Below are 21,184 nucleotides of genomic sequence, written 5' to 3'. Positions count from 1 at the left end.
GGCCCAACAGCAACACTGGCAGGCAGCGGCCGAAGCCCTGATGCTGGTTGCGGAGCGAGGCGGCCCGACGATGTTTGCCCGGCTCGGGATAATGCGGGCCTTGAACCACGGGAAACCGGCTCCGGCAGTCGAGCCGAGCCGCAAGCCCGCCAAAGCATACCGGCTTATCCGGTGTCGTGAGGCCCGCCGGCTAACGCTAGCGGGGCCATCGACCTTCGGTTTTTACCGGTGCAGCAAAAGTGGTCGTCGGACGTAGCGCAACCCATCATTGCAAATGCGGAACAGCTCTATAGACTGCGCCCTTTTGGGGGATAGAATTGCTGCACCCGCGATACTCTGCCGGCATTGCCGCCGCCACAGATGTGCCTAGGCTTGAACGCCGTACCTTCTCAAAATCTGCACCGAACGGCGCGGTCGCTTTTCTTATCTGCGCCATTGCGTTAAGCGCAGTCGGGGCCATCATTTTTTTTGCTATCGGCACCTCAGCGCCAGATCCTGTCCTGGCATCTCAGCTGTTGGTCGCTTCACTTACGGAGCTTCGCCCGCAACCCGCACAGCGCGACACCTATGTCGCGTTAACCATCCTGGCGCCGCTTGCGATTTGGATGTCCGTCAAGCTTTCCGCCTCGCTTCGCCTTTCCGAGCTATCGGTGAGCTGGCTTCTGCCCGTTCTGCTTGTCATCCTAGTCGCGGTTGCCGTCCCCCACGACACAGAACGATTCTCCTTTCTCAAGAATGGGCTCATTGCCTCGATACCGGCCATCGTCATCTTCGTCGCCGCGTGCAGATTTAAGAGAGCGAAGGTGCGCGCAGTCGCGGAGTGGATCTTTGCCGCCTACAAAGTTCGCGGGCGCGAGATCCATCGCATCGTTGTGTTCTCGTCCTGCGTACTGTCCGTCGTGCTGCCCCTGTCCTGGCGGGTCTTCAGTGATCGCAGCAACTTCGCTATGTACGATCACTTCGATGCATTCTTCTATTCGATTGTGCAGTCCTTCTACGGCGGAACATGTCTCGGCGACCTCTTGGTGCAATATGGATGCTATGGCGAATTCCTTACCCCGCTACTGAAGATCAGCGGTCTTTCGATTGTCAGCATTACTTTGATTATGGCGGCCTTGTCTGCCCTCAGCGCCTGCGCCATCGTCGTATTTGCCAGCAGGGTAATTCATAGCCCGATCGTTTTGGCCATGGCGGCAATCTGGGTTGGGATAGCGCAAAACAGGGTCTTCTTGCCTAATATCGCTGCGGACCAATACTTCCAATATACCCCGTTGCGCATTCTTTTCCCCTCGCTCAGCTTATTGGTGGTGCTCTCCTGCCAGCGACGCCAGTCGCCGACCAAAGCGATTTTGATCGGAGCGTTTTCTGGCCTATCGATCTGCTGGAATCTGGATTCTGGAGCAGTCGTGGCTGTTGCGCTCTTCTGCTTCATACTTCTTAGTGGGGCAACATCATCGCAGTTCGCATGGAGCAGATTGCGCGCAAATCTTGGGTTGAGCGCCGTCTATATCGCTGCGTTGCTCGCAACGATTTCCGGCTTTGGCGCCTACCTGACGTTCAAATATGGCCAGCCGCTGCAAGTCGCCGATTATCTCGCGTTCGCGCGTATATTCTACATCATCGGCTTCTTCATGGTCCCGATGTCATTCCCGGATCCGTGGGTGGCGTCGATCGTTTGCGCGCTGCTAATCCTGATCCATTTCGCGATCAGAATGGAGGTTGGTCCATATTCTCCGCGGCTCGAGCGCGCGGCATATCTCGCAGTCTTGGCATTGGGGCTGTTCAGCTATTACAACGGTCGTGCCCATCCGGTCGTTTTCATCTATGTCAGTTGGCCGTTTTTCTTGTTGCTCGGCTACCTTATAGACAGTTGGAAGCCGACAGGAACTGCGCTCCCTGAAAGGTTGGCGAGTTGGATGCTAGCGGCTTTGACGGTTGGTGCTCTTTTCGTCGCGGTTGTTAATGCTTCGGTCGGCGTACCCCGCGTCGTGTTTTTCGCAATTAAGAACTGGAGAGAGATATCCCAGTGGGATGCCGATACTAGGTTTAGGCGGCAGGTAGCGTTCATCAAGGCAGCGAGTGGCCCGGACTCTAGCCTGTCGATTTTCGCGCTGCATCAAAGTGCGCTGTTGGCTCAGGTCGGTCAGCGGTCGGCCCATCCAGGTCCAGGAATAATTGAGACCATGCGTCGGCGCGATGCTGAGATGCAGATCTCATATCTGATCGATCATGGCCCTCAGCACCTTTTCATCGGCAAGGAAGCCGCGGAGGGAGAGGAAATATGGCGGAGTGCCGAGCCTTGGATCCGCAACGGCATGCCAGCCATAAAGCAGGCCTACGAGGTTGATCGGTGGGACCAGGATGACACGCTCCTTCATCTCGTCCGGAAGGATGGTGCGCAATGAAGTGCAGTGGGGCCCTTACCGCGGCTGGTTTCAATTGGTCGGTCTAGATATCGTGAATATACGCGGTCAAATTGAGCACCTTCGATCAATGGAGCGCCTCTGCTTGGAGCAAGCGCAACTCTGCCTGCCAAAACTCGGCCGGGAAGCTCTCGAGGAGATGGCAAACAATTATCGAGAAGAGGCGCTGAGGCTCGAGTCGAAAAAGCCGGAAAGCTTTCAACCCAGAACTCCGCATCGATCTCGAAAAAAAATCCCGCCGACCTGGAGCCGACGGGAGTGTGACTAGAATTATTGGCGGCCGGTGCCCGCCGGCCGCTGGCGTCGTTTTAGCACGGATCAGGCGCGAGTCGGAGCCCTCTCGCCAAATCGCCTGAGGCGCTTGCGGTGCGTCATCAGCCGCTGCCGGTCGCGCTTCCTGTGCATTCTGCGGCGAAGCTTCATTGGCGGGTTTCCGGCAGCATTCCTTCAACCGTCTTGAGCACGAGCTCGCGCTCGGTCTCAGACAAGCGCGCCAGCTTGTCCCTGAGGCTTGAGGGCGATGCCGCCGCGGACCGCCCCCGACGCGCGTCGGTCACCCTCGCAATCGGCGAGCGGCAGTTCGGGATCGGGCGGTGGCGGCAGCTCGTCCAAGACCGTCGTCAGCGAGGTCTCCACCACCGTCAACGGAATCACGACAACGACAATCACCTATTCCGACGGGACCACCGACGTGCAGACCTCAGCAGCCAGCTCCCAGGCGAGCCCGGGCGGCCAGGCAGGACAGACCTATAATTCGCAAGGCGCGCTCAGCGCCAACGGCGTCTGAACGGCCGCCCATCGGGGGCCGAAGGCACGGCCGAGGCCACCAATTGCCAAAGCTTCTTCGAACCTTTGGACGTCGCCACAGACATATCAGTGTTGGGGATTTCAGCGCCCAATGCCTAAACGGACGCCGCCAAGCGATGATATTCCGCTTGTGCGGCGTTGCGCTGTTCAGGGCCGCTCAATTCGAGGCGTACCAGCCAGCCGGAAACGGGATCAGTGGCCAGGCTGGATAATTGTCGTTGGCGGCCTTTGGCGACCTGTCGGTAGTTACCTCGGCAACAGGGGTTAGCGGCGGAGAAACCATCGCCAGACGCAAATATGCACATTGCAAATTCATGATCATCAACCTGCGCAGTCGATCTTTTGAAAATTAAGTCTGAGTTCGAAATCACCAAGCACGCGCTCCATAAAGCGGCGCACTCATTCTCAAATTGCGCATGCATCTTAGGAAAGATAGGCAGGCGCTTCAACCGGCAAGACGGCGGCCGCCAACAAAGTAAGGTTGATCGGTTAGGTTAAACACGAGCCGTCGTTGCGGCAGCACTGACGACTGGTATCAATCCGGTCCCGGCACGCGACGACGCCCCATCGAGAGGCTCACACGAGATCACATTCGTCGCTGCGTTTCGTTTCGCGCGAGTTGTCCGCCATGACTTTCGATCTCACCTCCAAAACACTCCGCCAACGGTCGAACTGGACCGAGATCTGGCACCTCTGGACCGTGATCGTGCCGCGCCGCTCGATCAACGGGCAGCTCGTTTACGGCAGGGTCTGGCGCCGTCACGACGGCCGTGACTGGATCTACAAGAAATTCACCGAATACGACGGCGAGGCTGCGGCTTGAGTGAGCCGCGCTCCCCTTAGCCGGAGTGCCTTTCGCCCGCGGCTGCTCCCGGCGTCTGCACGCGCGGCAGCGGCAATTTGAAGTGACGCTTTGCGTAAGCGACGATCTCGTTGTCCGAGGGATGATCGGCCGTTTCGACTGCGGCAATCCGCTTTGCGATGTCGCGCGCGTGGGCGCGCATGTGACTGGCGAGTTCCGTCTTTGCGTTCGCCGGACCGATGATGAGGATCTCGCCGGCGTCGGCGAGGGCCTTGGTCACCTCGGCATAGAACGTCTTGTCGGGCGAAGCATGGCCGCTGCCGATTGCGTTGGCCTTGTGATGAAGATGCCGCGTCGCCAGCTGCGGGTGCAGCGTGACTTCGTCGGAGCCGCTCAGGCCGAGATGGAAGATCCGGGCCTGCGAATGATCGATCCAGACCACGGCGTGAAAATGAGAGGGCATGTGCTTGGGCCTTGTCCGAGGGAGAGGCCGCCGACATTGGGACACCGGCGCGTATCCCACCGACACTAGGCCGGCGGGCGCCGCCCCTAGTTGACCCAGGTCAATTCGATCCCGGGCACCCCAAACATCGCAACGGAAGCCGAGCGCTCGCTTGAAAAAGCAGGCGTTCGGTGCGTTACGCGGCCTTTGCAGCCGGGGCGGCAGCTGGCTTCGCCGGCGGGGGTTTCAGCGGCTTGTCCTGCCGCTTCGACCAGGAGATGTAGTAGGCGACCGTCGTCATGATCGCGATGCCCGCGATGGAGACGAAGAGCTGCGCGAACACCGAGCCCGAGCTCATCGACAGCTCGAAATGGCCGACGAAGGACAGGAACACGCCGACGCAGAACACCGCGAGCGATTGCTGGCCGCAGACGATCACCGGATCGAAGATCTTCCACTCCAGGCCCGGCCAGTCCTTCGGCACGAAGCGGATCACCATGATTACGATCACGACGAAGTGGATGAAGCGGTAGGGCGCCAGGTTGGTCTTGTCATTGGGGTTGAAGGCCGAGAACAGCCATTCCGGGAACAGCGCGGCGAGGCTCGGGAAGCGAGCGGCCATCGTCATCACCAGCGCGAAGGCGAGATAGCCGAGGCAGAGCCATAGCGTGATCGGCGAGTTGATCACCCTCATCGAGCGCCGTGCCCCGCCCATCGCGCACCAGGCGCCGAACACGAACAGCACCTGCCAGCAATAGGGGTTGAAATACCACTGACCGGCCGGGTAAGCGTTCAGATTCCAGCCGAAGTGACGCGCGGTCAGCCACAGCACGATGGACACCGCCATCGTCAAGTCGGGCTTGCGCAGCATGAACCACAGCACCGGCGGAAACAGTCCCATCAGCACGATGTAGAGCGGCAGCACGTCGAGATTGAGTGGCTTGAAGCGCAGGAACAGCCCCTGGCGGAGCGTCTCCGTGGCGTTGTCGACGAGGCCGGCGACGTTGAACTCGTTGATCATCTCGGAATCGCCGAAGCGCAGAGCCAGATAGCTGATCGAGGCGATGTAGATCACGAACAGGATGATGTGGGCGACGTAGAGCTGCCAGACCCGCTTGGTGAGCCTTGTGGCGCCGACGATGAAGCCGCGCTCCAGCATCATCCGGGCATAGACGAAGGAGGCGGTGTAGCCGGAGATGAAGACGAAAAGGTCAGCGGCGTCGGAAAACCCGTAGTTGCGCGTCGTGATCCAGTTCACGATGTTGTCGGGGATATGGTCGAGGAAGATCGCCCAGTTGGCGACGCCGCGGAACAGGTCAAGCCTGAGGTCGCGGCCCTTTTCGGGAAGCGTTGCGCTGATGTTCAGGAAGGCCATGCGACGGGAGCTTTCGAAGGGGATGGATACGCTGATGTCGGCGAGGCTGGTATTGGCAAGGCTTGTGTTGGCAAGGCTTGTGTTGGCAAGGCTTGGCCGTCGGGCGGGATTCCCGGGCGGAAGGCGGGTACGCAATTGTCACAGTGCAGCATAATGACTATATCCGTCGGTGAGGGACCCGGGGGCCCGGAATCACCGATCAGTTCCCGAAAGGTGTCTCTATACTATGCCCGCGGTTTCCACCAATCGCCACCGTGACGCATTGAAATCGAACGAAAGACGAAGAGGCCGGACCGCCAATGACCGCACGCATTTTCAAGCCCGCCAAGAACGCGATGCAATCCGGCCGGTCCAAGACCAAGGAATGGCAGCTCGACTACGAGCCGGAGCAGCCGCGCGCGGTCGAGCCGCTGATGGGCTGGACCTCGTCCGGCGACATGAAGCAGCAGATCACCCTCCACTTCCACACCAAGGAGGAGGCGGTCGCCTATTGCGAGCGCAAGGGCATCGCCTACCAGGTGATCGAGCCGAAGGAATCCCTGCACCGCCAGGTCGCCTACGCCGACAATTTCGCCTTCCGCCGCGGCGAGCCCTGGACGCACTGAGGGCTTCGCTTCGTCCGTCTTCGTGGGGAGCCCTTGGCACCCATTCCGCCTCGTGCTTCGCTGGCCCGCATGACGGGACCATGACGAGGTGGGGGTATGGCCGGGCGTGACCAGCTCGACGGCGTCGATCTGAAGATATTATCCGAGCTGCAGCAGGACGGGCGGATTCGCAATAACGAGCTGGCGCTCCGCGTCGGCGTGTCCGCACCCAACTGCCTGCGGCGGCTCAAATCCCTGTTCAGCCGCGGTGTGATCTGCGCGGTGCGCGCCATCATCGACGAACGGCTGCTCGGTTATGAGGTGGTGTCGTTCGTCTCGATCCAGCTCGGCAGCCAGGCCCAGCCGGTGCTCGAGGCCTTCGAGGGCTCGATATCAGCGATCCCGCGCATCCAGCAATGCTGGCGGATTTCGGGCGACACCGATTATCTCCTCAAATGCGTCGCGCCGAGCGTCGAGAGCATGCGCCAGCAGCTGCTGCATTTCGCCGCCATGCCGAACGTGAAGAACGTCCGCAGCTTTCCTGTACTGGGCGTCGCGAAGGACGTGCCGCTGCCGGTACCGGATATCGCGGTGACGGCGTCGGCCGGGTAGGCGCCGGCGGCTTCGCGCTGAAACTACGAAAAACCGGGAACTACCGTGCCATAGGACCGATTCGGATAGTGTCATAAAAGCTGAGTAACTCACCTAACTGTGACATGTGATTTAGGTAGTTCTGCAATGCGCGGATCCGTGATTGTCGGCCCCTGGGCGTGGCCTACATCCGGGGTGTGAACCCTCAGCGTGCGTCCGCACTGAGGACTCTTTTGTGGGACCCTGAGCTTAGGAAAAGACATATGACCTCGACCTCGAAGACGCTCGTCGCCTCCGCCGCGACGCTGTTTGCCTCTGCGTTTCTCGTGATGACCGCGCCGGCCGCCAGGGCCGACGATTTCTGCATCACCAACGGTGCGCAGGCCGCTCACGGCTGCGGCTACCCGACCATGGAAGCGTGCCGGGCGGCCTCTGCCGGCATCGGCGGCTCGTGCTCGCAGAGCGGCGGCGCGAAGACCCCCAATGACGCACTCGCGTTCCAGCCGAAGCAAGCCAAGCACCCCAAACTTCGCCCGGGCGCGCAGACCAACTCCAACTAACGCCTCTATTCGAGATCGGTTTCGAGAGATTGCGGCCTCCGGGATTCATCTCGGAGGCCGCAAATATGTGACGGGGCTGGCGGCACCGCGCCTCAGCGATACCGACCGCGAAACTCGCGCGGGCTGGCGCCTGTCCAGCTGCGGAAGGCCCGCGAAAAGCTCTTTTCGTTACGGAAGCCGGCGATCTCCGCGATCCGCTTGATGGGGGTGCGGCCGCGCATCAGCTCCTGCCTGGCGAGCTCGAGTTTTGCTTCCTCCTTGAGGTCGCGTAGCGAGGTGGCTTCCTCGCGCAAGCGCCGATGCATGGTGCGGGTGGAGAGCGCGAGTTCGCTTGCGATATCCTCCGCGCCGAGAATGCGCCCGCGCGCCTCGCGCAGCACGCGCCGGACACGATCGACCAGCAGCCGGTCGCGGCGATAGGGCCGATAAGGCAGCACAGTCAGGCGCAGCGCGCCCTTGAGCATGCTGTCGAGATCGGCGGCGTTGCGGGTGAGCGGCAGCGAAAGGTAGTGCTTGTCGAAGACGATGCGGGCCCCAATCGCATCGAAGCGGATGTGCTTGCAAAAGATGGTCGGATAGACCGAGACATGGTCGGGCTCGCGGTAAGGGAATTCCGCCGCACGCAGCGCGATCGCGGAATCCACCGCCCAGCAAGAGAAGCCGAGGACGTAGCGGAGCAGGGTGACGAGGCAGAATTCGCGCAAGGGCCCGAGATCGCGCTGCTCGCGAATCGAGACGGTTGCCGTCTCGCCGTTGACCGCAAGCTCGAACAGCACGTCCTCAGTCAGCAGGCGATGATGCCGGCACCAGCGTTTCAGCGCGACCTCCAGGGTTGGCGCGGTGATGGAGGCGCGGCACAGCATGCCATAGGTGCCCCACGGCAAGCGCCGTGAAAACCAGCCGAGCGCCTCGTCGTCGAGCTCGCGCATGGCGTGGCCGGCCAGCGCCTCGAACTGTGCCGCGGTCACCCGCCCGTCAGTCGATCCGACGAGGTCGGAGAGGACCTGCCCCTTACTCAGCGCCTCGGCCGGATCCCGACCATAGCGGGCATAGGCCGCGACCACGCCCCGCACAAAGGCGGCGGGGGTCATGGCGCGGCGGGGTGTTGCCGTTGCAGCTCGAAAGGGCATGGAAAATCCTCGCCAAACTTGGCGGAAAATGCAACCTTTTCGACCGAAGCGGCGCCCGGGCGGGGGTAGGTTCGGGCGGGACAAGAAATTTGCAAGAATACGGAGGAATCGCCTTGAACATCCCGAGCATCGATTTCGATCTGGGCGAGGACATCAGCATGCTGCGCGATACCGTGCGCGCCTTTGTCGAGGCGGAGGTGGCGCCGCGCGCCGCTGAGGTCGAGAAGGCCAATCTGTTCCCGGCGGACCTCTGGACGCGCTTTGGCGATCTCGGCCTGCTCGGCATGACCGCGCCGGAGCAATATGGCGGCTCCAACATGGGCTATCTCGCCCATGTCATCGCCATGGAGGAGATTTCGCGCGGCTCGGCCGCGATCGGCTTGTCTTACGGCGCCCATTCCAACCTCTGCGTCAACCAGATCCGCCGCAACGGCACCGACGCGCAACGCGAGCGCTATCTGCCAAAACTGATCTCCGGCGAATATGTCGGCGCACTCGCGATGTCCGAGCCCGGCGCCGGCTCCGACGTGGTCTCGATGAAGCTGCGCGCCGACAAGCGCGGCGACCACTATGTGCTCAACGGCTCGAAAATGTGGATCACCAACGGTGGCGATGCCGATGTGCTTGTGGTTTACGCCAAGACCGATCCGGAAGCCGGCCCGCGCGGCATGACCGCCTTCCTGATCGAGAAGGGGTTCAACGGCTTCACCCATGGCCAGCATCTCGACAAGCTCGGGATGCGCGGCTCCAACACTTATCCGCTGTTCTTCGACGATTGCGAGGTGCCGGCGGAGAACGTGCTCGGCGGCGTCGGCGAGGGCGTCAAGGTGCTGATGTCCGGCCTCGACTACGAGCGCGCCGTGCTCTCCGGCGGTCCGCTCGGCATCATGGCGGCCTGCATGGATTCGGTGGTGCCCTACATGCACGAACGAAAACAGTTCGGACAGCCGATCGGCGACTTCCAGCTGATGCAGGGCAAGCTCGCCGACATGTACTCGACCTGGCAGGCCACGCGGGCCTATGTCTATGCGGTGGGAAAAGCCTGCGACCGCGCCAACCATGCGCGCAGCTTGCGCAAGGACGCGGCGGCTGCGATCCTCTATTCCGCCGAGAAGGCGACGTGGATGGCGGGCGAGGCGATCCAGGCGCTCGGCGGCGTTGGCTATACCAGCGAGTTTCCGGTCGGACGGCTCTGGCGCGATGCCAAGCTCTACGAGATCGGCGCCGGCACGTCGGAGGTCCGGCGCATGCTGATCGGCCGCGAGCTGATGGCGGAAACCGCTTAAGCCGTCCCCACCATTGCAACTGCCGCCACCTGTTCACGGCCTCTCACCAAATCACCAGACACGCGGGACCACATGCTGCTCCATTCCAGTATCGATCCGTCGTCCTCCGATTTCGCCCGCAACGCCGAGGCCATGCGTGGCCTCGTCGCGGATTTGCGTGAAAAGCTCAGGCAAGTCGCCGGCGGCGGCGGCGAGGTCTCGCGCAACCGACACACCGCGCGCGGCAAGATGCTGGCGCGCCAGCGTGTCGATCTGCTGGTCGACCCCGGGACGTCGTTCCTGGAGCTGTCGCCGCTTGCGGCCCATGGCCTCTATGGCGGCGACGTACATTCGGCCAGCGTCGTCACCGGGGTGGGGCGCATCTCGGGCCGCGAATGCGTCATCGTCGCCAACGACGCCACCATCAAGGGCGGCACGTACTATCCGATGACCGTGAAGAAGCATCTGCGCGCGCAGGACGTTGCGCGCCAGAACAATCTTCCCTGCGTCTACATGGTCGATTCCGGCGGCGCCTTCTTGCCGCTTCAGGACGAAATCTTTCCGGACGAGCGGCATTTCGGCCGCATCTTCTATAACCAGGCGCAGATGTCATCGCAGGGCATCCCGCAGATCGCGATCGTGATGGGCTCCTGCACGGCGGGGGGCGCCTATGTGCCGGCGATGTCGGACGAGAGCATCATCGTGCGCAACCAGGGCACCATCTTCCTTGGCGGCCCGCCGCTGGTGAAGGCCGCGACCGGCGAAGTCGTGACCGCCGAAGAGCTCGGCGGGGCCGACGTGCATTCGCGCCAGTCAGGTGTGACCGATCATTATGCCCAGAACGATGCGCATGCGATCGGCATCGCCCGCCGTATCGTCGGCACGCTGAAGCCATCGGCGCGGCCGAACCTCAACATGCATCCGCCGCGCGATCCGCTGTTTGCCGCGGAGGAGATCTATGGTGTGGTGCCCGTGGATGGCCGCAAGCCGTTCGACGTGCGCGACATCATCGCCCGGGTCGTGGATGGCTCCGAATTCGACGAGTTCAAGAAGCTCTACGGCACGACGCTGGTGTGCGGCTTCGCCCATATCTGGGGTTTTCCGGTCGGCATCATCGCCAACAACGGCATCCTCTTCAGCGAGAGCTCGCTGAAGGGCGCGCATTTCATCGAGCTGTGCTGCCAGCGCGGCATTCCGCTGGTGTTCTTGCAGAACATCACCGGCTTCATGGTCGGCAAGAAGTACGAGGCCGGCGGCATCGCGCGCGACGGCGCCAAGCTGGTGACGGCGGTCGCGACCGCCTCGGTGCCGAAATTCACCGTCGTGATCGGCGGCTCCTATGGCGCTGGCAATTACGGCATGTGCGGCCGCGCCTACTCACCGCGCTTCCTCTGGATGTGGCCGAACGCGCGCATCTCGGTGATGGGCGGCGAGCAGGCCTCGATGGTGCTGAGCCAAGTCCGCCGCGACAATATCGAGGCCAAGGGCGATAGCTGGTCGAAGGACGAGGAAGACAAATTTCGCGAGCCTATTCGCGCGCAATATGACAGCCAGGGCCATCCCTACTACGCGACCGCGCGTCTGTGGGACGACGGCGTGATCGACCCGGCCGACACAAGGCTCGTGCTCGGCCTTGGCCTCTCGGCGGCGTCGAATGCGCCGATCGAGCCGACGAAATTCGGCCTGTTCAGGATGTGATGCGATGGACCGTTCAAAGCTCTACCGGCGTTTTCGCACACTTCTAATTGCCAACCGCGGCGAGATCGCCTGCCGCGTCATCCGCACCGCGCGCGCCATGGGCCTGTGCACGGTCGCGGTCTATTCCGAAGCGGACCGCGACGCGATGCATGTCGCGCTCGCGGATGAAGCCGTGCTGCTCGGGCTCGCGCGCGCCCGTGACAGCTATCTCAGCGTCGAAAAGCTAATCGAGGCCGCGCGCAAGAGCGGCGCCGAGGCGGTCCATCCAGGCTATGGCTTCCTGTCGGAAAATGCCGAATTCGCGCAGGCTTGTTACGACGCCGGCCTGGTATTCGTCGGCCCGACCGCCGGGATGATGAATGCGATGGGCTCGAAATCCGGCTCGAAGGCGCTGATGGAGAAAGCGGGGGTGCCGCTGGTGCCCGGCTATCACGGCGAGGCCCAGGACGAGGCGACGCTTTCGAAGGCGGCCGAGAAGGCCGGTTTCCCCGTGCTGGTCAAGGCATCCGCCGGCGGCGGCGGCCGGGGTATGCGGATCGTCCGCTCGGCGGATGAACTGGCGCCCGCAATTGTCAGCGCCAAGCGCGAGGCCAAGGCCGCGTTCGGCGACGACCGCATGCTGATCGAGAAATATGTCGACAATCCCCGGCATATCGAGGTGCAGGTGATCGGCGACAGCCATGGCAATTTGCTGTCGCTATTCGAGCGTGAATGTACGCTGCAACGCCGGCACCAGAAGGTGATCGAGGAAGCGCCGTCGCCGACGCTGAACGCTGCGCAACGCGAGACAGTCTGTGCCGCCGCGCGAAAGGCGGCCGGCGCGGTAAACTATGTCGGTGCCGGCACCATCGAGTTCGTCTCCGACGGCAAGGATGTGTTCTTCATCGAGATGAACACGCGTCTCCAGGTCGAGCATCCCGTGACCGAGCTGATCACCGGGATCGATCTGGTCGAATGGCAGTTGCGCGTCGCCTTCGGCGAAGAACTGCCGCTGAAGCAGAACGAGATCAAGCTCAACGGCCACGCCGTCGAGGCCCGCGTCTACGCCGAAAACCCGACCAAGAATTTCATGCCGTCGGTCGGCAGGATCTCGACCTGGCGCTTGCCCGCGGAGACCGGGGGTTTGCGCGTCGACGCCGGCTATCGCGAGGGCGACAGCGTGTCGCCATACTACGACGCCATGCTCGCGAAAATGATCGCGTGGGCCCCGACGCGCGATGTCGCGATTGATCGATTGAACCGAGGGCTGGAAGAGTCCGACGTTCGCGGCATCGTCACCAATATCCCGTTCCTGTCGGCGCTGATCACGCATCCAAAGGTGCGGGCGAATGCCATCGACACCGGCTTCATCGAGCGCGAGCTGGCGGCCTTGACAGCGGGGGCGCCCGCACCCGGGGAGCTCGAGTTGTGCGCGGCGGTCGCCGCGATCGTCAATGACGAGCGGCAGGCCGCGCTGACAGATGCGAATTCGCCCTGGCAGACCTTTGGCTGGATGCCGGTCGGCCGCCGCCGGCGCGGTTTTTCCTTCCGCGTCGGCCACGGCCCCGAGCTGAAGGTGACGCTGAACTACGGCAGCGGGCCCTCGACGCTGGTGATCGGCGAGCGCGAGTTGGCGTTCACGATCGCGCCGAAGGATGGCGGCTTCGATCTGACGCTCGATGGCGTCAAATCCTCTGTCGCAGCCGTGATCGACGGCCATGAGCTGTATTTGCGCACGCGCAACGGCCGCTTCGACCTGCACTGGGTCGATCCGTTCGGTGGCGAGACCGAGGAGCAGACCGGCGCGGACAAGATCGCGGCACCCTTGCCGGGCACGGTCGTCGCCGTGCTCGCCGAGGAGGGCGCAACGCTCGACAAGGGTGCGCCGATCCTCACCCTGGAGGTGATGAAGATGGAGCAGACGCTGCGCGCGCCCTATGCCGGCGTGTTGAAGTCCATCAAGTGCAAGGTCGGCGACATCGTCCAGGAAGGCGTCGAACTTGCCGTGGTCGAGGCTTCGCAAGAATGACGTGGGGTGAGTGACATGAGCGATCCCGTCCGGATCATCGAGATGGGGCCGCGCGACGGCCTCCAGAACGAGAAGATTCCCGTCAGCGTCGAGGCCCGCATCGCCTTTATCGAGGCGCTGGTCGCGGCCGGGCTGCACACCGTCGAGGTCGGCGCCTTCGTCTCGCCCAAGGCGATCCCGCAGATGGCGAGTTCGGACGCCGTGCTGCGCGGCGTGAGCCATTTGACCGGCGCCGAATTCCACGTGCTGGTGCCGAACGAAAAGGGCTATGACGCGGCACGCGCGGCGGGCGCGAAAGTGGTGTCCGTGTTTGCCGCGGCCTCCGAGGGCTTTTCGCGTGCCAACATCAACTGCACGGTGGCGGAGTCCATCGAGCGGTTCAGGCCTGTGCTCGCGCGCGCCAAGGCCGACGGCGTGCCGGTGCGCGGCTATATCTCCTGCGTGCTCGGCTGTCCCTTCGACGGCGAGATCAAGCCCAGCGCAGTCGCCGATCTCGCCAACACGCTGTGGGACCTCGGCTGCTACGAAATCTCGCTCGGCGACACCATCGGCGTCGGCACACCGGCCAAAGCGAAGGAGATGCTGCGCGCGGTGGCAGCCAACATCCCTGCCGCAAAACTCGCGATGCATTTCCACGACACCTACGGTCAGGCGCTCGCCAATCTCTATGCCGGCCTGGAGGAGGGCGTCCGCATCATCGATGCCGCCGCCGGCGGCCTCGGCGGTTGTCCCTACGCGCCGGGCGCTACGGGCAACGTCGCGACCGAGGATGTCGTCTACATGCTCGAGGGCATGGGCGTCAGGACCGGGATCGACATGGACAAGCTGGTGGCGGCGACGAACGAGATGAGCCGCTTGCTCGGCAAGCCGCCGGTGGGCCGCGTGGCATCCGCGCTGAACGCGAAGAGGAAGCGCACTTCGTAGGGTGGGTTAGCCTTGCGGATGCGCGAAGCGCGATCCGCTGGGCGTAACCCACCTCTTTGGTTTCTGCGGGGACAGAAGCGTTTGGTTTCTGCGGGGACAGAAGCGGTGGGTTACGCCTTCGGCTAACCCACCCTACGACAGCTGTGCTTGCGGCTACCTGCTCCCGTCCGGCCCCATCACCAGATCCGGCAGCGCGGTCGAGATCCCCGGCACCAGACACAGCAGCAGCACCGCGGCCATCATCAGCAGCACGAAGGGCAGCGTGCCCCAGATCACTTCGCTCAGCGAAATGTCTGGCGCGACGTTGCGGATGACGAAGATGTTGAGGCCGACCGGCGGGTGGATCAACCCCATCTCCATCACGATGGTCATGACCACGCCGAACCAGATGATGTCGAAATTGGCGGCCCGTAAGGGCGGCAGGATGATCGGTGCGGTCATCAGGATGATCGAAACCGGCGGCAGGAAGAAGCCGAGCACGACGACCATGACGAGGATCGCGAACAGCAGACCCCAGCGCGGCAGATGCATCGCGACGACGGATTCGGCGGCCGATTGCGAGATGTGAAGATAGCTCATCACGTAGGAATAGAGCAGTGACATGCCGATGATCATCATCAGCATGGTCGATTCCCGGATCGTCGACTTCATGATCGGACCGAGATCGCTCGGCCGCCAGACGCCGTAGATCGCCGCGATCAGCGCCAATGCGAGAAGACCGCCGAGGCCGGCCGTCTCCGACGGTGTGGCATAGCCGCCATAGAGCGCGGCCATGACGCCGGTGAGCAGCAGCACGAAGGGGAGCACGCGCGGCAGCACGCTGAAGCGCTCTGCGAGCGTATATTCGTCGCGGGCGAGGATCGCCGCTTCAGGGCCGCCGTTCTTGTAGGCGGCCTCGGCCGCCGCATATTCCTGACGAAAGCGGATCACGGCATAACCGCCGAACAGCGAGACCAGCAGCAGGCCGGGCCCGATGCCGGCGAGGAACAGGCGTCCGAGCGATTTTTCGGCCGCGACGGCAAACAAGATCATGGTGATCGAGGGCGGCAGCAAAATGCCGAGCGTGCCGCCGGCGGCGATGATCCCTGCGGCAAAGCCGCCGGAATAGCCGCGCTTGCGCATCTCGGGGATGCCGGCCGAGCCGATCGCCGAGCAGGTCGCGGGCGAGGAGCCCGCCATTGCCGCAAACAGCGCGCAGGCGAACACGTTGGCGACCCCCAAGCCGCCGGGCACACGGTGCAGCCAGGCGTGCAGCGCCGAATAGAGGTCCTGGCCGGCGCGCGACTTGCCGATCGCCGCGCCCTTCAGGATGAACAGCGGGATCGACAGCAGCGTGATCGAGGCCATCTCCTCATAGACGTTCTGCGTCACCGTATCGAGCGACGCCGCGGGCATGTAGATGCCCATGAACACGACCGCGACCGCGCCGAGCGCGAACGCAATCGGCATACCCGAGAACATCACGAGCAGCGTGGCAAGCCCGTAGGCGATACCGATACCGAACACGCTCATGAACGCCTGGCTCCTGCGAAAGGCAGCGCCAGCTGCAGGAGGATCTGGAGGCAGAGCAGGCTCATGCCGAGCGCCATCAGAGAATAGGGGATGGCGAGCGGCGGCGACCACATCGAGTTCGAGACCTGGCCGTCGACGTAAGCCTCATGCGCCAGTGTCCAGGATTTCCAGGCGAAGAAGGTGCAGAACAGCAGCGTCACGACGTCGACGAACCAGAGCCTGATCCTGTTCGCCAGCGGCGAGAGCAGACCGACGAAAGCCTCGATGCCGATATGGCCGCGGTTCTGCTGCACATAGGCCGCCGTCATGAAGGTGGCGCCGACCAGCAGGAATACGGCCGCCTCGTCTTGCCAGTAATTGGCGGCCTTGAACAAGGCGCGGCTGAGCACGCTGTAGCTCAGGATCGCGCAGGCCGCCACGAGCGCGACCGCTGCGAACGCGACGATGATGCGGTTGAGGATGGCGAGGCCACGATCGAGCGCCGCCGCAAGGCCCGTGCTTGCAGCGGCATTCGTCCGGTCGTCACGATCCCGTAGCGGACCGTGGCTCATGCAGCGACGTCGGAGGCGAGCTTGAGCAGGTTCGCGGCGGTTGCGGTCTTGGCGCCGTAATCCTTCCACGCGGTATCGCGGGCGATGTCGCGCCACTTGCCGACGGTCGCGGCATCGAGCACCGAGACTTTTGCGCCGGCCTTCTCGTAGACCTTGGCAACCTCGACATCGTCATCCTGCGCGCCCTTGCGGCCGAAGGCTTCGAGCTCCGCACCGACGGCGACCAGGATGTCCTGCTGGTTCTTCGGCAACTTGTCGAAGATCGCCTTCGACATCATCAGCGGCTCGAGCATGAACCAGTAGGACGCGCCGGCGCCCGAGGTCAGCGACCTCGCGACTTCTTCGAGGCGGAACGAGATCAGGCTGGTGGAGGAGGTGATGCCGGCATCGCACGCGCCGGTCTGCATCGCCGCGTAGATCTCGTTCGAGGGCACCGACAGCACCGAGGCGCCGGCGGTCTGCAGCACCATGTCCATCTCGCGCGAGCCGCCGCGCACCTTCATGCCTTTGGCATCTTCCGGCGCGACGATCGCCTTGGAGCGGCTGGCGACGCCACCGGCCTGCCAGACCCAGGAGAGCAGGATGATGCCCTTGTCGGCGAGGAAGTCCGTCAGCGCCTTGCCGACGGGCTCCTTCTTCCAGCGCGTGCCCTGGTCGTAAGTGGTGACGAGGCCCGGCATCAGGCCGATATTGGTTTCGGGCAATTCTCCGCCGGCATAGGGCATCGGATACAGCGAGATGTCGAGCGCGCCCTTGCGCATCGCGGAGAACTGCGCGTTGGTCTTGATCAGCGAGGAGTTCGGATAGATCTCGGCAGCGATGTCGCCATTGCTGCGCTTACTGACTTCGGCTGCGAACATGCGGCAGAGCCGGTCGCGGAAATCGCCTTTGTCGATGGTGCCGCCGGGGAATTGGTGCGAGATCTTCAGCGTGGTCGCGGCATGCGCGGTGCCGATACCGAAGCGGAGAATGGCGGGTGCAGCGACGGCGGTCGCGATCAGGTGGCGGCGCGTGAACATGGTGGATCCCCTCGAGCGGTTTCTTGGACGGTTCTTGTTTGACGTGATCTGGGCGGGTCATGAGACCGGCGGCCCATCCTAGCCGGTCGTCGACCCCAACTTCTCTCATCTGATAGTTCGAGACGGAACGCCGCGGCAAGGGTTGTCCTTGCTGCGCTGCACACGTAAGCCTCAGCTGCTCCGGTCGTTAACGCTGTTCGTCAGGACGGTCGGGCAGGGCGCCCGGCGACTTCCGAAAAAAAGTTCGCAACGTCGCGTAACAAGCGTGCGCGTCGATCCGTCGAGATTGAGTAGCGGCACCCGTCGCTGACAAACACCATCTCGAAGGGAATTTTTCTCATGACCATTCGCACCCGCATCGTGCTCGGCGTCTCGGCTGCCGCCCTCTCGCTTGGCCTGGCGCTGTCGCCGGCCGCCTTTGCCCAGGACAAGATGGGCAAGGACGACGGCATGAAGAAGGACACGATGTCCAAGGACGGCATGAAGAAGGACACCATGTCCAAGGACGGCATGAAGAAAGACGACCACATGTCCAAGGACGGCATGAAGAAAGATGACGGCATGAAGAAGAACTGATCGCCTACCGTCATGCCGGGGCGCCTCGACGAGGCGAACCCGGCGTTTCGCGATCTGGGTTCGCTCTGTAACCCTGTCATCGGGACGCACTTTCGCGCCGGCCGGGGAGGGCCGCCCCGAAGTGACGAGTGAACTGAGGCGTGCCTCAGTTCAATTTCGGTTGAACGTTACTTCCGCTTGGCCTTGCGAGCGGCATAGCGAGCGTCGCGCTTGGCCTTTTGCTCGGCCTCCTGCTCAGCCAGCTTGGCTACCGCTTCTTCCGCTTCGCGGGCGAGCCGCTCGGCTTCCGCAGCGGCAGCTTCTTCCGAGATGCGCTTCTGCTCCGCCTTTTCGGCCTCACGGGTCGCCTTTGCCTCGGCGCGCTTGGCCGCGAGGGCCTCGCGCTCGGCACGCTTCGCCGCGACCGCGGGATCGTCCGGCCCGGGCTGTGATTTGAACTTGTTCAAAAGATTTTTGCGTGCTTCCTGCGCGGCCTTTTGCCGGTCGGAGAAGCCTGGTTCCCTGAATCCACTCATCGAACGAACCTTGTCATCCTCGCTTTCAGTCCTACATCACTGCCTGTTGGTACGTCGGCTGGGCACAAGCAGGCGCCACGCGACGCAGAAGCGTGTACATCGCCGCGCGCCGCGAAGCCACCCATATTCGCAGCCGATCAGGTCAACGAAAATCGCTGAACCAGCCGATCCTTCGTAGCCCGGAAAGACTGCCGAATTGTGATGTCCCTCATAAGGGCACCCAGCGGCGGCGCCTAGCGTCCGCCCCGATACGAGACGGAGCACGGGCATGTCTATTTTCCGGCTGAGCCTCAGGGCGCTGGCCATCACCTTTGCAGCGGCCGCGGTCGCGGGCGCAGTGCTATTGCTCGGCCGCCCGCAACCCATCGAGAGCGCCGTTCTGGGGGCCGGCTGGGAGTGCACCCAGACCGCCTTCATCCTGACGAGCTGCGCGCCACGCGTGCAGCAGGCAATCCCGGCGGTCGAGACCTCTCGCAAAGAGGCGATGAAGCCGACCAGGGGCTGAGCGGCGGCGAGGGTCTGAGCGGGATGTGACGCGACGTCGCAGAGGTGATAAAGGGTCTTACCGAGCGTTAAGCACCCCATCCAACTAGCCATGTCCAAGCCTGACCGCACCGAGAAGCGCGACGGGCCGCCAAAGCCCCAATCCGGCGACAGCCGCCGCGGCGCGATCGCGGGGCTGATCATTGCCGCCGTGATCCTCGGTGTCGGCCTGTGGCTCGCCCGCGACCTCACCGCCGCCAGCAAGATGCAGGACTGCGTGATGTCGGGGCGCAGCAATTGCAATGTGATCGATCCGGCTCGCTAGACGCATCCCGACATGTATCTGGACGAAAAATTGCCGTGATCTTAATCATTTGTAACGGGACATGGCCGACTTGGCAGCTCACCTTGCCGGGTCAAGTTATGTCAGCCGGCATCAGCCAGGCGCGGTCCGAATCGTTTATCGCGCGTGGATCACGGCAATTGCGAAAGTTGAGGGGTAAGCTCGCATGACTGCGTCCAGCTGCATGAAGATCATCATTCCCATGGTTTCGGCCATATCGTTGCTCGCCGTCTCGGCGCAGGCACAGGACGCAGGACCGCCAAGGCACGAGGGCCATCCGCAGGTGGGGGCGGGCACCGGCGCGCCGCCACAGAACATGCATAAGGGCCCGCCGACGCAGCAGGCGGTCCGGCCTGGGCCTCAGCCCGGCGGCCAGGCTGATGCCGGCGGTCCCGGTCCCGGCCCACACAATGCCGGCGGTCCGCCGCCCGGTCGCTATATGGCGCGCGGCCCCGCACCGGCGCGCGACTGGGGCGGACACGCCTATCGCGGCAATCTTGCCTGGGACGGCGGACGCTGGCGTCATGAGATCCATAACGGCCGCCCCGGCTGGTGGTGGGATGTCGGCGGCGTCTGGTACTATTATCCGCAGCGGATGGACGGTCCGCCCGCCTACATCTCCGAAGATTATATCGACGACGTGCCGGTGGCCTACGCGCCGCCGGGTCCGCCGGTCGCCTACGAACCGCCGCCGCCTCCACCGCCTCCCGCGGATCCCGGCGCGAGCGCGCTCGGCGGTGCCATCGTCGGCGGCGTGCTCGGCGGCCTGATTTCGGGCAACGCCTCGGGTGCGGCCGCAGGCGCCGTGATCGGCGGTGCGACTGGCGCCATTGCCGGCGCCACGGCCGCCTCGCGCCCCGGCTACTATTTTGCTCAAGGCAATTGCTACTACCGCTATCCGAGTGGCCAGTACGTGCAGGCCGATCCGCGCGCCTGTTACTGAATCACCAAAGCGCAATCCAACATGAATGAGGCGGGCCAAGTGCCCGCTTCATTTGCGTTGGTGCGCGAGTAGCGACGCGACATCGTTGCGGCGACGCACAACAACTGCCTCAACTTTTCGCTGGCGCTCCCCGCCGCAACACGCCTTGATCAAAGAAAAAAGACACGTGAGTCGCAGGGGACCGGAACATGCTGGATGCGATCCAGATCAGCTTGGCACTTTGGGCCATGATCGTTTGCGGAAGTATCAAGGCGGTGCAGCTGGCGCACTATCTGTTCTAGCGCGTGCGATCACGTTGCGCGCTAGGAGACGAGCCATTCCAGGAACGCCATTGCGGCCCAAACCAGGCCGCCGATCCAAACCGCCATCACCAGGATGATCGAGGCGAGAAAGGCGAGGCCGAGCGTATCGGTCTTGTGCGATGACGCCGCCACGTCGGCGCGTGCTGCGGCTTCGGCCTTCTGTGTCATGAGGGGAACAGCCATCCATCCTATGTCGCGTTTCTCGCGGCGCGTGAGGCCCTGTTTAGCGAACGCGGCAGAATTCGGCTGTGATGCAATTCACATATCCGACGGAATGCACCCCGGCCTCAGCGCTTTATGCGTGCGGCGCTCAGAACGATCGTGGGGGCCG

23 protein-coding genes are annotated in these 21,184 nt (G+C 63.3%); 14 read left to right on the top strand and 9 right to left on the bottom strand.

Features of this window, described 5'->3' with window-relative positions; genetic code table 11:
- Positions 1–317: 317 nt before the first annotated feature.
- Positions 318–2,405: a hypothetical protein gene (locus JJE66_RS19860; protein ID WP_200516178.1), complete on the top strand. Its 2,088-nt coding sequence runs from the start codon at positions 318–320 to the stop codon at positions 2,403–2,405.
- Between the two features lie 538 nt (positions 2,406–2,943).
- Complete coding sequence (locus JJE66_RS19855) at positions 2,944–3,210, top strand: hypothetical protein (protein WP_200516177.1); 267 nt, start codon at positions 2,944–2,946, stop codon at positions 3,208–3,210.
- Between the two features lie 115 nt (positions 3,211–3,325).
- Here the strand turns inward: JJE66_RS19855 and JJE66_RS19850 are convergent, their stop codons facing one another.
- Positions 3,326–3,604 (bottom strand): hypothetical protein, encoded by a 279-nt coding sequence (locus JJE66_RS19850; protein ID WP_200516175.1) that lies wholly within the window; start codon positions 3,602–3,604, stop codon positions 3,326–3,328.
- A gap of 254 nt (positions 3,605–3,858) precedes the next feature.
- Here JJE66_RS19850 and JJE66_RS19845 point away from each other — a divergent pair, with 254 nt between their 5' ends.
- Positions 3,859–4,053: a hypothetical protein gene (locus tag JJE66_RS19845; protein ID WP_200516173.1), complete on the top strand. Its 195-nt coding sequence runs from the start codon at positions 3,859–3,861 to the stop codon at positions 4,051–4,053.
- A gap of 16 nt (positions 4,054–4,069) precedes the next feature.
- Here the strand turns inward: JJE66_RS19845 and JJE66_RS19840 are convergent, their stop codons facing one another.
- Both JJE66_RS19840 and JJE66_RS19835 read right to left on the bottom strand, forming a co-directional pair.
- Positions 4,070–4,495, bottom strand: coding sequence for a translational machinery protein (locus JJE66_RS19840; protein ID WP_200516171.1), 426 nt, complete (start codon positions 4,493–4,495; stop codon positions 4,070–4,072).
- 175 nt (positions 4,496–4,670) lie between these two features.
- Positions 4,671–5,849 carry an OpgC domain-containing protein gene (locus tag JJE66_RS19835; protein WP_200516169.1) on the bottom strand — a complete coding sequence of 393 codons (1,179 nt, stop codon included), beginning with the start codon at positions 5,847–5,849 and terminating at the stop codon, positions 4,671–4,673.
- Between the two features lie 299 nt (positions 5,850–6,148).
- Between JJE66_RS19835 and JJE66_RS19830 the strand changes: the two genes are divergently transcribed.
- The 3 genes from JJE66_RS19830 (at position 6,149) to JJE66_RS19820 (ending at position 7,584) form a co-directional block, all read left to right on the top strand.
- A complete protein-coding gene (locus JJE66_RS19830; protein WP_200516167.1) occupies positions 6,149–6,454 on the top strand; it encodes an ETC complex I subunit in 306 nt (101 codons plus the stop codon).
- 96 nt (positions 6,455–6,550) lie between these two features.
- Positions 6,551–7,045 carry an Lrp/AsnC family transcriptional regulator gene (locus JJE66_RS19825; protein ID WP_200516165.1) on the top strand — a complete coding sequence of 165 codons (495 nt, stop codon included), beginning with the start codon at positions 6,551–6,553 and terminating at the stop codon, positions 7,043–7,045.
- Positions 7,046–7,287: 242 nt separating this feature from the next.
- Complete coding sequence (locus JJE66_RS19820; RefSeq protein WP_200516163.1) at positions 7,288–7,584, top strand: DUF3551 domain-containing protein; 297 nt, start codon at positions 7,288–7,290, stop codon at positions 7,582–7,584.
- A 92-nt stretch (positions 7,585–7,676) separates the two neighbouring features.
- Here JJE66_RS19820 and JJE66_RS19815 read toward each other — a convergent pair whose 3' ends face one another.
- Positions 7,677–8,714: an AraC family transcriptional regulator gene (locus tag JJE66_RS19815; protein WP_200516161.1), complete on the bottom strand. Its 1,038-nt coding sequence runs from the start codon at positions 8,712–8,714 to the stop codon at positions 7,677–7,679.
- Positions 8,715–8,827: 113 nt separating this feature from the next.
- Between JJE66_RS19815 and JJE66_RS19810 the strand changes: the two genes are divergently transcribed.
- From JJE66_RS19810 to JJE66_RS19795, 4 genes are all read left to right on the top strand, one after another.
- Positions 8,828–10,000, top strand: a complete 1,173-nt coding sequence (locus tag JJE66_RS19810) for an isovaleryl-CoA dehydrogenase (protein WP_200516159.1) — start codon at positions 8,828–8,830, stop codon at positions 9,998–10,000.
- 72 nt (positions 10,001–10,072) lie between these two features.
- A complete protein-coding gene (locus tag JJE66_RS19805) occupies positions 10,073–11,677 on the top strand; it encodes a carboxyl transferase domain-containing protein (RefSeq protein WP_200516156.1) in 1,605 nt (534 codons plus the stop codon).
- Positions 11,678–11,681: 4 nt separating this feature from the next.
- Positions 11,682–13,685 carry an acetyl/propionyl/methylcrotonyl-CoA carboxylase subunit alpha gene (locus tag JJE66_RS19800; protein ID WP_200516154.1) on the top strand — a complete coding sequence of 668 codons (2,004 nt, stop codon included), beginning with the start codon at positions 11,682–11,684 and terminating at the stop codon, positions 13,683–13,685.
- Positions 13,686–13,700: 15 nt separating this feature from the next.
- Positions 13,701–14,609 (top strand): hydroxymethylglutaryl-CoA lyase, encoded by a 909-nt coding sequence (locus JJE66_RS19795; protein WP_200516152.1) that lies wholly within the window; start codon positions 13,701–13,703, stop codon positions 14,607–14,609.
- Between the two features lie 153 nt (positions 14,610–14,762).
- On the opposite strand, the gene JJE66_RS19790 is transcribed toward JJE66_RS19795, so the two are convergent.
- From JJE66_RS19790 to dctP, 3 genes are read right to left on the bottom strand one after another with little or no spacing between them, the layout of a single operon-like run.
- Positions 14,763–16,121 carry a TRAP transporter large permease gene (locus tag JJE66_RS19790; RefSeq protein ID WP_200516150.1) on the bottom strand — a complete coding sequence of 453 codons (1,359 nt, stop codon included), beginning with the start codon at positions 16,119–16,121 and terminating at the stop codon, positions 14,763–14,765.
- The gene (locus JJE66_RS19785; protein WP_200516148.1) at positions 16,118–16,672 is read right to left on the bottom strand and encodes a TRAP transporter small permease; all 555 of its coding nucleotides are present in this window, start codon (positions 16,670–16,672) and stop codon (positions 16,118–16,120) included. The genes JJE66_RS19790 and JJE66_RS19785 overlap by 4 nt, the downstream gene beginning before the upstream one ends.
- Complete coding sequence (dctP, locus tag JJE66_RS19780; protein ID WP_200516146.1) at positions 16,669–17,691, bottom strand: TRAP transporter substrate-binding protein DctP; 1,023 nt, start codon at positions 17,689–17,691, stop codon at positions 16,669–16,671. Before dctP ends, JJE66_RS19785 begins: the two co-directional genes overlap by 4 nt.
- Positions 17,692–18,030: 339 nt before the next feature.
- On the opposite strand from dctP, the gene JJE66_RS19775 reads away from it, so the two are divergent.
- Positions 18,031–18,267, top strand: a complete 237-nt coding sequence (locus JJE66_RS19775) for a pentapeptide MXKDX repeat protein (protein WP_200516144.1) — start codon at positions 18,031–18,033, stop codon at positions 18,265–18,267.
- A 167-nt stretch (positions 18,268–18,434) separates the two neighbouring features.
- Here JJE66_RS19775 and JJE66_RS19770 read toward each other — a convergent pair whose 3' ends face one another.
- On the bottom strand, positions 18,435–18,782 hold the full coding sequence (locus JJE66_RS19770) for a DUF6481 family protein (protein WP_200516142.1): 348 nt from the start codon (positions 18,780–18,782) through the stop codon (positions 18,435–18,437).
- Between the two features lie 268 nt (positions 18,783–19,050).
- Between JJE66_RS19770 and JJE66_RS19765 the strand changes: the two genes are divergently transcribed.
- The 3 genes from JJE66_RS19765 to JJE66_RS19755 all read left to right on the top strand — a co-directional run bounded on the left by JJE66_RS19765 (position 19,051) and on the right by JJE66_RS19755 (position 20,551).
- Positions 19,051–19,287, top strand: coding sequence for a hypothetical protein (locus JJE66_RS19765; RefSeq protein ID WP_200516140.1), 237 nt, complete (start codon positions 19,051–19,053; stop codon positions 19,285–19,287).
- 90 nt (positions 19,288–19,377) lie between these two features.
- Positions 19,378–19,590, top strand: coding sequence for a hypothetical protein (locus JJE66_RS19760; protein ID WP_200516138.1), 213 nt, complete (start codon positions 19,378–19,380; stop codon positions 19,588–19,590).
- 184 nt (positions 19,591–19,774) lie between these two features.
- On the top strand, positions 19,775–20,551 hold the full coding sequence (locus tag JJE66_RS19755; protein ID WP_200516136.1) for a hypothetical protein: 777 nt from the start codon (positions 19,775–19,777) through the stop codon (positions 20,549–20,551).
- A 302-nt stretch (positions 20,552–20,853) separates the two neighbouring features.
- Here the strand turns inward: JJE66_RS19755 and JJE66_RS19750 are convergent, their stop codons facing one another.
- Positions 20,854–21,036: a hypothetical protein gene (locus tag JJE66_RS19750; RefSeq protein ID WP_200518951.1), complete on the bottom strand. Its 183-nt coding sequence runs from the start codon at positions 21,034–21,036 to the stop codon at positions 20,854–20,856.
- Positions 21,037–21,184: the final 148 nt, after the last annotated feature.

It is taken from the genome of Bradyrhizobium diazoefficiens, assembly GCF_016612535.1.
GTDB lineage: Bacteria > Pseudomonadota > Alphaproteobacteria > Rhizobiales > Xanthobacteraceae > Bradyrhizobium > Bradyrhizobium diazoefficiens_C.
Note: the sequence above shows the minus strand (reverse complement) of the source record. Positions and strands in the feature narration are given on the sequence as shown.

Bases quoted from the DNA above. Each gene is read 5' to 3' on its own strand.
- JJE66_RS19845 (WP_200516173.1), top strand. From the start codon at position 3,859: ATGACTTTCGATCTCACCTCCAAAACACTCCGCCAACGGTCGAACTGG.
- JJE66_RS19825 (WP_200516165.1), top strand. From the start codon at position 6,551: ATGGCCGGGCGTGACCAGCTCGACGGCGTCGATCTGAAGATATTATCC.
- JJE66_RS19750 (WP_200518951.1), bottom strand. From the start codon at position 21,036: ATGGCTGTTCCCCTCATGACACAGAAGGCCGAAGCCGCAGCACGCGCC.
- JJE66_RS19800 (WP_200516154.1), top strand. From the start codon at position 11,682: ATGGACCGTTCAAAGCTCTACCGGCGTTTTCGCACACTTCTAATTGCC.
- JJE66_RS19855 (WP_200516177.1), top strand. From the start codon at position 2,944: ATGCCGCCGCGGACCGCCCCCGACGCGCGTCGGTCACCCTCGCAATCG.
- JJE66_RS19785 (WP_200516148.1), bottom strand. From the start codon at position 16,672: ATGAGCCACGGTCCGCTACGGGATCGTGACGACCGGACGAATGCCGCT.
- JJE66_RS19795 (WP_200516152.1), top strand. From the start codon at position 13,701: ATGAGCGATCCCGTCCGGATCATCGAGATGGGGCCGCGCGACGGCCTC.
- JJE66_RS19760 (WP_200516138.1), top strand. From the start codon at position 19,378: ATGTCCAAGCCTGACCGCACCGAGAAGCGCGACGGGCCGCCAAAGCCC.
- JJE66_RS19770 (WP_200516142.1), bottom strand. From the start codon at position 18,782: ATGAGTGGATTCAGGGAACCAGGCTTCTCCGACCGGCAAAAGGCCGCG.
- JJE66_RS19840 (WP_200516171.1), bottom strand. From the start codon at position 4,495: ATGCCCTCTCATTTTCACGCCGTGGTCTGGATCGATCATTCGCAGGCC.
- JJE66_RS19820 (WP_200516163.1), top strand. From the start codon at position 7,288: ATGACCTCGACCTCGAAGACGCTCGTCGCCTCCGCCGCGACGCTGTTT.
- JJE66_RS19765 (WP_200516140.1), top strand. From the start codon at position 19,051: ATGTCTATTTTCCGGCTGAGCCTCAGGGCGCTGGCCATCACCTTTGCA.
- JJE66_RS19790 (WP_200516150.1), bottom strand. From the start codon at position 16,121: ATGAGCGTGTTCGGTATCGGTATCGCCTACGGGCTTGCCACGCTGCTC.
- JJE66_RS19755 (WP_200516136.1), top strand. From the start codon at position 19,775: ATGACTGCGTCCAGCTGCATGAAGATCATCATTCCCATGGTTTCGGCC.
- JJE66_RS19775 (WP_200516144.1), top strand. From the start codon at position 18,031: ATGACCATTCGCACCCGCATCGTGCTCGGCGTCTCGGCTGCCGCCCTC.
- JJE66_RS19835 (WP_200516169.1), bottom strand. From the start codon at position 5,849: ATGGCCTTCCTGAACATCAGCGCAACGCTTCCCGAAAAGGGCCGCGAC.
- JJE66_RS19805 (WP_200516156.1), top strand. From the start codon at position 10,073: ATGCTGCTCCATTCCAGTATCGATCCGTCGTCCTCCGATTTCGCCCGC.
- JJE66_RS19830 (WP_200516167.1), top strand. From the start codon at position 6,149: ATGACCGCACGCATTTTCAAGCCCGCCAAGAACGCGATGCAATCCGGC.
- dctP (WP_200516146.1), bottom strand. From the start codon at position 17,691: ATGTTCACGCGCCGCCACCTGATCGCGACCGCCGTCGCTGCACCCGCC.
- JJE66_RS19815 (WP_200516161.1), bottom strand. From the start codon at position 8,714: ATGCCCTTTCGAGCTGCAACGGCAACACCCCGCCGCGCCATGACCCCC.